Origin of the sequence: Gayadomonas joobiniege G7, from assembly GCF_000300815.1 — a bacterium.
GTDB lineage: Bacteria > Pseudomonadota > Gammaproteobacteria > Enterobacterales > Alteromonadaceae > Catenovulum > Catenovulum joobiniege.
On sequence record NZ_AMRX01000005.1, the window covers coordinates 1 to 9,466 of the forward strand.

Genomic DNA, 9,466 nt, shown 5'->3' on the forward strand with positions numbered 1-9,466 from the left:
GAACCTGAATATGCTGTCGCGCATTCAATCTATATTATTATTCGTATGGAAATATTTTATTTATATAAAAATATCCATTGATCTATTTTTATGTCGGTGTATATTGTCAACAGTAAATCAAAAAGCTAATAAAGAGGGTATACTAATGAGCAAAATTAGATTGAACGAAGAACAGAAAAAAGATTTTTATCGCGATGGTTATGTGATTGCACGTGGCTATTTTACTGCCGAAGAAATGAATAAACTACAAGAAAAAGCGTTTAATGACGAAACGCTATATGACCGGGCTTGGCATAAAAAAGACGGCTCTGGTGCTGTGAGTAAAGTATGCCTGTGGCAAAAAACGGGTGATGATTTATATAGTATGTTTTCTCGTAGCCGCCGCTTAATCGATAGCTGCGAAGATTTAATGGGTGAAGAGGCCTATCATACAAGCACCAAAATGATGATGAAAGAACCTTTTGTTGGCGGCGCGTGGGAGTGGCACCAAGACTTCGGTTATTGGCATCGAGATAACCTAATGTTATACCCAAAGGCCATTAGCTGTATGGTTGCTATTAACCGTGCAACAGTTAAAAATGGTTGCTTGCAAGTGCTAAAAGGGTCACATCATTTAGGTCGCTTAGATCACAGTAAAACTGGTGATCAAAAAGGCGCTGACATGAAGTTTGTCAATGAAGCAATGAAATATCATGAGTTAATTAATGTTGAGTTGGAGCCTGGGGATGTGTTGTTCTTCCATTGTAATTTGCTACACAAATCTAACCAAAACAAATCAGATGAACCTAGATGGTCAATGATCAGTGCCTATAATGCGATGAGCAATCAACCATTTGAAGAAAATGAATCAGTTTATTATCCGTTAGATAGAGTTGATGATGATGCCATCATTAATTGGCCAAATATCTAACAGGAGAGGTTATGCGTTTAGAGGTAAAAGAACTGCATGGGCGTATTGTTGGCTCGGGCGATTTCAAATATCGTGTGAATGCCAAATGGGGAGTGCTGGATAAGGATAAGTATCCGGTTGAAAACTGCCATGACTTGGCAATTGACTCGCAGGGACGCGTTGTTTTACTCACTGACCATCCTAAAAACAATTTTTTAATTTACAGTCAAGATGGTGACTTGTTAGATGCGTTTGGGACAGAATTTCCGGGCGCTCATGCTGTAAAAATAGTCAAGGAAGCTGGCGTAGATTATATGTACGTTGTCGACAGTGGCTGGAAACTTAATCGCCATTGGGACGGGGTTTCTACTGAGGCTTGGGACTCACCCTATAATAAGGTAGTTGCTCAGCATGGTTTTATTGCCAAATTAACTATGCAAGGTGATATTGAATATATCATTGGACACCCACAAACCATGGGTATTTACGAACCAGGTATGGCGTTCCGTCCGACCGATATTGCAATTGCTGATAATGGCGATCTTTATGTCACTGACGGATATGGATCTGATTATTTAATTCAGTACGACAAACATGGTCGATACATTCGTCATTGGGGGGGGCACGATAATATTAACCCAAATTTAAATTTGTTTAATACTCACGGCATTGATATTGATCGCCGTGACCCTGAGCACCCGCATTTATTGGTTAGCTCACGAGCGGAGCGGTCGTTAAAACGTTTCAGTTTAACTGGTGATTATTTAAGTACTATCGAAGTGCCGGGTGCTTGGGTCGGTGGACCTGTATTTGATGGAGATCATTTTTATGCACCGGTTTGCTGGTCTCATATTGATGGCAAAAACGCTGTAAATACAGGGTTCATTAGTATTTTTAATAAAAATAATCAAGTTGTCGCCAATATCGGGGCAGCCCAACCTGAGTATGTTGATGGTCATTTGCAAAGTATGCAAAGCGATTTAAGTTTATTTAAACACTGTCATGGTATTTGTGTTGACGATAAACATAATTTGTATGTTGGTCAATGGCGCGCCGACAATGCTTATCCAATTAAGTTGGAGCGGCTTTAACTATAATAAAGATCCCTGTTGGTAGTATCTTGAGTGTTCGACGGCTAACCGTTCACTCAATGCTGCTTGCTTGGCCACCGCGGTCAGGCACAGACTCTTTATAGTGGCTAGATTATCCAATGCCAGTCAAATGCTTTCGGCCAACAGGGCGCTATCAAGATAAACTGTGCATTTTTTGCTATTTTTTAGGCGCGTTGCGTTCACTCGGTGCTGTTTTAAAGTTTTTGATTAATTGATGTGGGTTGACCTGCTCACGTTGCTTTAAACAGGCTTCTGCCCACCACAACAACTGATTAAAGGTTCTGGCAAAATAACTTTGCCAGCTTGCTTCATTGGGCGCGGCAATATGGCCGTTGCTGTCAATGACATCAGGCGCATGCGGAATATGAAGCATTGCAGAGACGGGTAAACAACCCAACTCAGATAAAAATGTTCGCATATTAACAGCAGCTCTTGTACCACCCCATTGGCCGGCTGAGTAAGTCACGATAGCACTAGGTTTGTATGCGTATAACGAGGCGCCAAAATGGTTTAATAAGTCAGCGAGTGCTGGGCTCATCGAATGGTTATATTCCGGGCTAACCATAACGTATGCATCGGCTCGTTCGATTTGTTCGGCTAACTTGCTCAAGTGAGCGGGTCGCTGTGGTGCTGAATAAGCAAAATGTGGTTTAAAAATATCCTGTGCTGGGTGGTCTAAAGGATCTATGATAGTGACATCAATATTAGCATAGGTTTGTTTTAAAAACTGCTGACACGCTAATGCAACTCGTTCACCAACACGCGCTGGTTTTGGCGGGGTAGACTGACGTCTACTGCCTAAAAAAATTAAAATATACATATGCTTGAAGTTCCGTAAAATGTTTAAGAGGTTGACTAATTAATAAGCTTCTTGTTTTTCGCGAATTGGAACAGCTAAATAAGCGCGCGATAAGGTAATAATAGGCAAAGGCTGGTATTCGTCCTGTAAAGCCCATTTAGCGTATTGGGTATTAAATTTTCGATAATTTACCTGCGCATTAATACCTAATGGGCTTTTAGCCCAGTAAGGCACTGGAAATTGATATTTAACAACGTCGGCTTCGCCTGCGGGGATCACATTAACTGATGCTTTCCCGACCATATTAAACAAATCGTGTTTCCAAACGATATCACCATGGCGGTCGATAGGCAAAGAGCGATACTGATAGGCTTGTTTATCTAAATAACCTTTTTTGTCCACTTTTCCGCTTTGATACACTAAATGACCTTCCGCATCCATCACTTGGATTGCGACCCAAGCTTGGTTTATGTCTATAGTACCACCGGGAAAGTTATGACCAACCCCTATGTTGGCGACCACAAGGTTGAGTTCGGCTTGTTCGCCACGGTACCAGTAAAATGGCTGTTGGGCCGCTTGCCGTAACCAAGCTTTTAACGGCAATTGGCTTTTGGTTGCTTGTTTTCTATGCGGGGGCTCTATGCTGATTCTTACTTTATTGCTTTGCATGAATTTTTTTATTTTTGTTTGGCTTTGGTGGTCATTATTCAGCGTTGTCAGCATGCTATTTGCCGCCAAAAAGCTGTGATCTCTGATCAATCCATTTTTAGCTGCGGGATCATTACTTTCAACCAATGGCATGTGGCAGTCTTGACAGCGTTTTTGTTCTGAGTGGCTAAATTTGGCATCATTCATGCCTGAATAAGGGCTAGCAAGCCAAGCTGCATATTCATCTTGCATTTTTATCCAGCCCCAACCGTTTACATCTTTATCAATAAACTGACTATGGCAAGCTGCGCAGTATTCGGAGGTTTTATGCAGGCTAGCTGACATATCCGATTTGTGCTGTTCGGGGTGGTAACGAATAGCAAGTTTATTTAAACCGCTCGCCAATACGCCTGAAGATGTTTCAAATAAATATGCCTCGTTAATGCTAAAATGATAACTAGCGACACCTTTGTTATGCACTAAACGGTCGATGCCGTGACAGCTTTGACAATTAACGCCTTGTTGATTCGCAACAGTACCACTAATGCCTGCATGTTCACCGCCCGGACTAAGTTGGCCTGGTAAGAGGGCGAGTGGGGCATGACATCCTTCACAATAACGGGTGGCTGTTATGCCTTTTTTTTCAGCGAGCAGCGTAACATTGGTTTCATAACTTTTGTCTGACGCCGCTTGACGATGGGCCGAAACCTGCCACTGTTTGGCAATATCAGAATGACAAAATGCACATTTTTCAGTTGTATTTAGAGCTCGAATATCGATAAATCTTTGCGCTGGCGTTTCAGTTTGGCTAGGTCGAAATGGGTGGGGACCATAATCATACTGATAATTTTTTACCATGGGTTCAATAGTGTAAGGGCGTGCAGATGAAGTGTGCAGTAAATACATTAATAAAAAAGTTAAAATAACCGCCGCTATCTGACAATATCCTGCACCCGTTAGTTGGTAGCGACTTGTCGGTTGGCGGCTTCTTTTGTCATTCAGTTTATATAAAATTATATGAGCGACAAAAATTAGCACCGCCAAATAAGCGAGCAACTGGTGGCCTTTTTGCAAAAATATATTGTCTGCGCGAACCCCGTCAAGCAGTAATATAAATCCAAAAATCGCTTGTAGAAATAACAAGCAGACAAGCAGGATCCCAGAAATTAGCAGCCAGCCGCGCCGCACCCCTAAAACTTTTTTATTATGCTGATGGATATAGATACATAAATATATAAAGTAAATAAAGGCGATAGGCAGATGTATTAATTGACTAATCTGAGCCAGAACAGGCACTCCATTTAGATGGCTCAAATACCCTGTTAGCGCAGTAATGCAAAAAGTTACTAATAGCGAACTATTTAAGTGGGATACTGTTTTAGTGGTTTGATGCCTATTCATTATTCATACTCAAGTCTGGGAATAAATGGACTAACAATTCTCTTGATTGATGTATCCAATGTTGGTAGTTCTTAATAAGCCATCGTCTGTGGTGCCTTTGTTGTTCTGATACTAGCGCATTATTAAGCCAATTTTTAGCAATGATATCAGTCTGATAATAATAGCTCGCCCAAGCAAGTTTAAAGTCAAAATCAATGTTACCGCGTAAAATGGCGATAGAATATTTTGTCTGCTGTGCGGGTTTATGTATTGCCTCTATTTTTAATAATGTTTCTAACCAAGGTCTGGATGGTAAATCTGTTGTTTGAGGTTCAGCAACAAAGCGGCAAAATATTGCCGCTGGATTTGATTCAGGCCAGTTTAATAACTGATGTTTTTGGCAGTGTTGGATAAATTGATAAATCACCGACTCAGATGCTTGAGTAAGCGAAATTTCAGTTGTGAATAATTGTTTTTGTTGAGGGGTATTAAGTTCAGGCCAAAAGGCAAGTCGGTTGACTTGCGCTAAAGCACTGGGCGCTTGACTTGGTAGTTGTTTGAGCTGCGCGCGATACTCTTTTTTAATTAAATTAATATCTGTTTTTTCTAACTGAGTAGAGAGTGCTTGTGTTAGCCAATAATCAGGACGTGAGCTTAATTTATGTTTTAACATTGGCATCGCGATGACTGGATGAAAAGATACAGGGATTTGGGATTGTTCGAGTAAAGCATTCAACTGGATAGGAAAACGGCTTACCGCGCGAAGGTACAACAGGGTTAAGCTGCTTGGGAGCTGCTCAAGGGGCACTATTTGAAAATCAGATATCCACTGAATACTTTGTTTTTTATTGATAACAATTTGGTCTTTTGCGTCTTGCAGCAGTGCCAAAGCAATAAATAAGTGATGATTATTGTTTATTTTAGTGGGTACCCATTGATGCAAGTTAAAATTGAGTCTCTGCAGTGCAATGATGGCTTGTTGGATTTCACTCACCGAATGCGTATTTTCTATTAGTTCAAGCAAAGGTTGGATAGCTTCTGTTTGCCTTATTTTGCCTAACGCGTTTATTAGATTAGCTTTTTCTTTTTCTGATGCATCTTTTAATCTAGGAATGAGTATACTGGCCGCATTGTTATGTTCCGATTCACCGAGCGGATCTGTGATGCATTCTAGAGGACGCTGTTTTTCTTCTACTGCGCGATAGAAAAAAGGTAATGCTTTGTATTTACTGATTGCAACAGCCTCTTCTTCTGCATACCAAGTATAAAAAATGTCGCTGATGAGGCAAAAAGTCTTATTATCACCGTCTTGCAAAAGCTGTATTAAATAATGCGTACTTTTTTCTGATTCAAGTTGTTTTATGGCATCTGCAGCGGCAGATTTTAATGGTTCTTTGGCACTTTTTAGCCAATCTAAATATAAATAGAGATATTTTTCATCGGGTTGGTCTTGGAGCAGAGTACTGAATTGAAGCCGTTCAGCTAAGCCCATTTGGTGATTTTGGGGTAACGCTCGCCAATTGAGTTCTTCGCCGGCACGTAAGATTTTTAATATTGCACTGATTGTTAACTTGGAGACTGGCTGTGCCGGTGAATGACTCTGCCAGCCTTTTCCCGACCAGTGATAAAACTGGTTGGCGTTAAGCTGGCTCTGATATTTTTTATTTGCTTCGTCTTGAATCGTTATAGTGGCTGCTTTTTGTTTGCCTAAACCAATATGGATTCTGCCATCATGTTGAGAAAACATCGCTTGCCGATATAGATAAGGCAAACTTAGCTGCTTATCATTCAGCCATAATTTTTTTATGCTAAACCGATCTTGTATATCTAAACTTAGCCAGTTTCCTGCATCGGATTGGTTGTGTAGTAAGCGGGGAAAATCATTGTTATTTAAAAACAATAAATCTAATCTACCATCATTGTCAAAATCTAATTTAATAACACTGCGGCTAGATCTGCGCTGGTTATCAAAACACTGAACTGGTGTATATTTAATAGGCTGCTTGGTTTGTTGCTGCCAGCACAAATTTTCACTACCTATGGTCATTTGAGTGGCAAAAGGGTCTTTATCAACCCTGCCCGTTGCGATAATCAATTCCTGATTACCATCATTATTCAAGTCAGCAAAACTGCTGCCCCAACGGCTTAAATGAATTGTTTTATGGGTATTTAAGCCAGCTTCCCAGCCAATATCATCTGCCCAATTTGGGTTGAGTAAAAAGAGGTTATTTAAACCCGCAGAGCGACTGATAAAAACAGAAGATGGAGTGTGTAGATCATTCACTGCAAGGTATTGTGTCGCTTGAGCACTGGCAAAAAACTGATTGTTTGCTTGCCTGTTAAAAGTGCCACGCTTGGTTAAAGTACGCACCCGCATCGGTTGTTCTGCGTCATTCAGATCGACTAATTCGATCAGCCCATCACCATCAAAATCAGACCAGACACTACTAATGGTTCTTTCCGCTACGAGGTCCAAATCAAGTTGCTGTGATGCATCTGAAAACTGAAAATTCTTGTTATTTAAATATAGTTTATTGGTACTGCCGTCACGCACCGCAGCTGAAAATTCTTGATTATTTTGTTCAACAAAGCCAGCTGAATTTTCCAATTTTTTTTGATTTTTTTTGTATTTTAAATAGCCACTAAAATATATATCTAACCAGCCGTCTTGGTTAACGTCGGCCAAGGTCACCTCAGTATTCCAACGACCTTCTTCCGCCCGTATTGATGTGTTTTTAAATACGAAGTTTTGTTCATTGTTGAATAGATAATTTTGGTCTTTACCGGCAACAATTAAGTCGTTATACCCGTCTTTATCCAGATCACCAACTGCACAGGCGAATACAGTTGCGGAAAAATTATTAAATGTTTTTTGTCTTACAAATCGACCACCCTCGTTTTTTAGTAAAAGTAAACTGGGTTGATTTTGCCACCAAGATTTATGTCCATAAAATCTTGTTTGCCCCGAGCCGACAATTAATACGAGATCTATCCAGCCATCGTTATTGAAATCAGCAGCACAGCCAGCCGCTGATTTTGCATCTAAGACATCGAATATAACCCCTGAATGCTGCACATGACGATAGTCAACGCCTGCTTGCAAACTCATATCTGTTAACCGGATTGATGCCAAACATGGTTCAGTTAACAACAGACTTAACAAAACAAAGGTCATTTTTTGATTCAAGACTTTAGACCATAAATTTATTAGGGGCATAATCATATGAAATATCTGAAAATTTAATTTTTGTTCAAAAAACAAGCAAAATTAGCCTTGTCAATTCGAGTTTATTTTTCTATACAATATAGATAATAAATTTTACGAATATCAAAAAATAAAGAATTATTTTTAGGGAACGTAGATTGTACTTGGAAGTCAGTACCGTTTAATTTTTTGTTGTTGAGTTGAGCAAACCTACTTTTTAAATTTATAACGTTTAACTCACTTAAAAAAAGAAGCGAGTTCTTACCCCATGTAACGTTTTCTTTGCGGGCAAAAAATGCCAACTTTGAGTGCAGGGTGAAGAATATGAACGTACGCAACTGGCTTTGTAAATTTAACGCGTTTCTAATGATAATTGCTGCGATGCTTCTATTATCAAGCTGTGGCGGTGGCGGCGATCCAGAGCCTTCTCCCGAACCAAATAAACCCCCAAATGTTGCTATCAATGGCCCTAGCCAGTTTGATGAGCAAATAGCTTCCGTTTTAAGCGCGTTAGCCCATGATTCCGACGGACACATTGTTAAATATCAATGGAAACTTGTATCCGGTGACAAAGTAACTTTCAGTGGCGAGAATACATCCAGGTTGACTTTAGTCAGTGCCGACCTTGATCAAGATACTCAGATCACAGTTTCGTTAACCGTAACAGATGACGACGGTGCATCTGCTACGTCAGAGCATACTGTTAAAATTATAGCGACACAAGCAGTCAGTGAGCTAACGCTTAACGGGCAAGTGACAGATAAACCTATTGCAAATGCTTCAATTAAAATAACCGTTGGTAGTGATGCATTTACCGGGCAAGCAGATGCGCAGGGTGCTTACAGCATTTTACTTCAGGTCACTGAAAAAAATATTAATAAACTGGTGCTAATTGAAGCATCTGGCGATCCATCTATGCAAGCTGAGGTTAAATTGGTGTCGTTGCTGGCTTCGTTTAGCACGTTGAAATCGCAAGCTGGTGACGATCAAACTTTAAATGTGGATGAGAACTTCTCGGTAAACGTAACAAATGTTAGTACTGCTGAATATCAATTAATCGTCGAAGCCAACAATGGTGAACTACCGGCTACGCAAGCTGAATTGAGTGAAGCGTTAGATAAGGTTGATGTTGAAAAAAAATTAAAGATAGCAAGCTTATTAAAAATTATCATTGATGAAGATGGATACGAGATCCCGCCCGAAAAAACAGATACTTTAGCTCTGATTGCAGACCCAGTTGCAATTGATAATTTTGAAGCTTTTGTGGTTAGCCAGGATGCCAATTTAATCAATCAAATGCTACAAATCATAATCGAGGATCCAATGTTAGTGAACATTGGCGGTGAAGGGCAGGATTATGACAAAGATGGTGTACCGGATGCACTTGATGCTTTTCCGGCAGATCCCAATGAATCAGTCGATACAGATATGGA

At 40.2% G+C, this 9,466-nt stretch carries 6 protein-coding genes; 3 read left to right on the forward strand and 3 right to left on the reverse strand.

Going from position 1 to position 9,466, the window contains the following annotated elements; genetic code table 11:
• Positions 1–145 precede the first annotated feature (145 nt).
• Both C727_RS0107125 and C727_RS0107130 read left to right on the forward strand, forming a co-directional pair.
• Positions 146–910 carry a phytanoyl-CoA dioxygenase family protein gene (locus C727_RS0107125; protein ID WP_017444938.1) on the forward strand — a complete coding sequence of 255 codons (765 nt, stop codon included), beginning with the start codon at positions 146–148 and terminating at the stop codon, positions 908–910.
• A gap of 11 nt (positions 911–921) precedes the next feature.
• Positions 922–1,980 carry an NHL repeat-containing protein gene (locus C727_RS0107130; protein WP_017444939.1) on the forward strand — a complete coding sequence of 353 codons (1,059 nt, stop codon included), beginning with the start codon at positions 922–924 and terminating at the stop codon, positions 1,978–1,980.
• A gap of 178 nt (positions 1,981–2,158) precedes the next feature.
• Here the strand turns inward: C727_RS0107130 and C727_RS0107135 are convergent, their stop codons facing one another.
• From C727_RS0107135 to C727_RS0107145, 3 genes are read right to left on the reverse strand one after another with little or no spacing between them, the layout of a single operon-like run.
• On the reverse strand, positions 2,159–2,821 hold the full coding sequence (locus tag C727_RS0107135; RefSeq protein ID WP_017444940.1) for an NADPH-dependent FMN reductase: 663 nt from the start codon (positions 2,819–2,821) through the stop codon (positions 2,159–2,161).
• A gap of 39 nt (positions 2,822–2,860) precedes the next feature.
• Positions 2,861–4,849, reverse strand: coding sequence for a multiheme c-type cytochrome (locus C727_RS0107140; RefSeq protein WP_017444941.1), 1,989 nt, complete (start codon positions 4,847–4,849; stop codon positions 2,861–2,863).
• The gene (locus C727_RS0107145; protein WP_162131389.1) at positions 4,842–7,937 is read right to left on the reverse strand and encodes an FG-GAP-like repeat-containing protein; all 3,096 of its coding nucleotides are present in this window, start codon (positions 7,935–7,937) and stop codon (positions 4,842–4,844) included. The genes C727_RS0107140 and C727_RS0107145 overlap by 8 nt, the downstream gene beginning before the upstream one ends.
• A 420-nt stretch (positions 7,938–8,357) precedes the next feature.
• Between C727_RS0107145 and C727_RS18150 the strand changes: the two genes are divergently transcribed.
• Positions 8,358–9,466 (forward strand): PKD domain-containing protein (locus tag C727_RS18150; RefSeq protein WP_040459230.1); only part of this gene is annotated, 1,109 nt, incomplete at its 3' end.

What these genes read in the sequence shown, in the direction of transcription:
- C727_RS0107125 (WP_017444938.1), top strand. Translation starts at nt 146, where the DNA reads ATGAGCAAAATTAGATTGAACGAAGAACAGAAAAAAGATTTTTATCGC.
- C727_RS0107130 (WP_017444939.1), top strand. Translation starts at nt 922, where the DNA reads ATGCGTTTAGAGGTAAAAGAACTGCATGGGCGTATTGTTGGCTCGGGC.
- C727_RS0107135 (WP_017444940.1), bottom strand. Translation starts at nt 2,821, where the DNA reads ATGTATATTTTAATTTTTTTAGGCAGTAGACGTCAGTCTACCCCGCCA.
- C727_RS0107140 (WP_017444941.1), bottom strand. Translation starts at nt 4,849, where the DNA reads ATGAATAGGCATCAAACCACTAAAACAGTATCCCACTTAAATAGTTCG.
- C727_RS0107145 (WP_162131389.1), bottom strand. Translation starts at nt 7,937, where the DNA reads ATGAGTTTGCAAGCAGGCGTTGACTATCGTCATGTGCAGCATTCAGGG.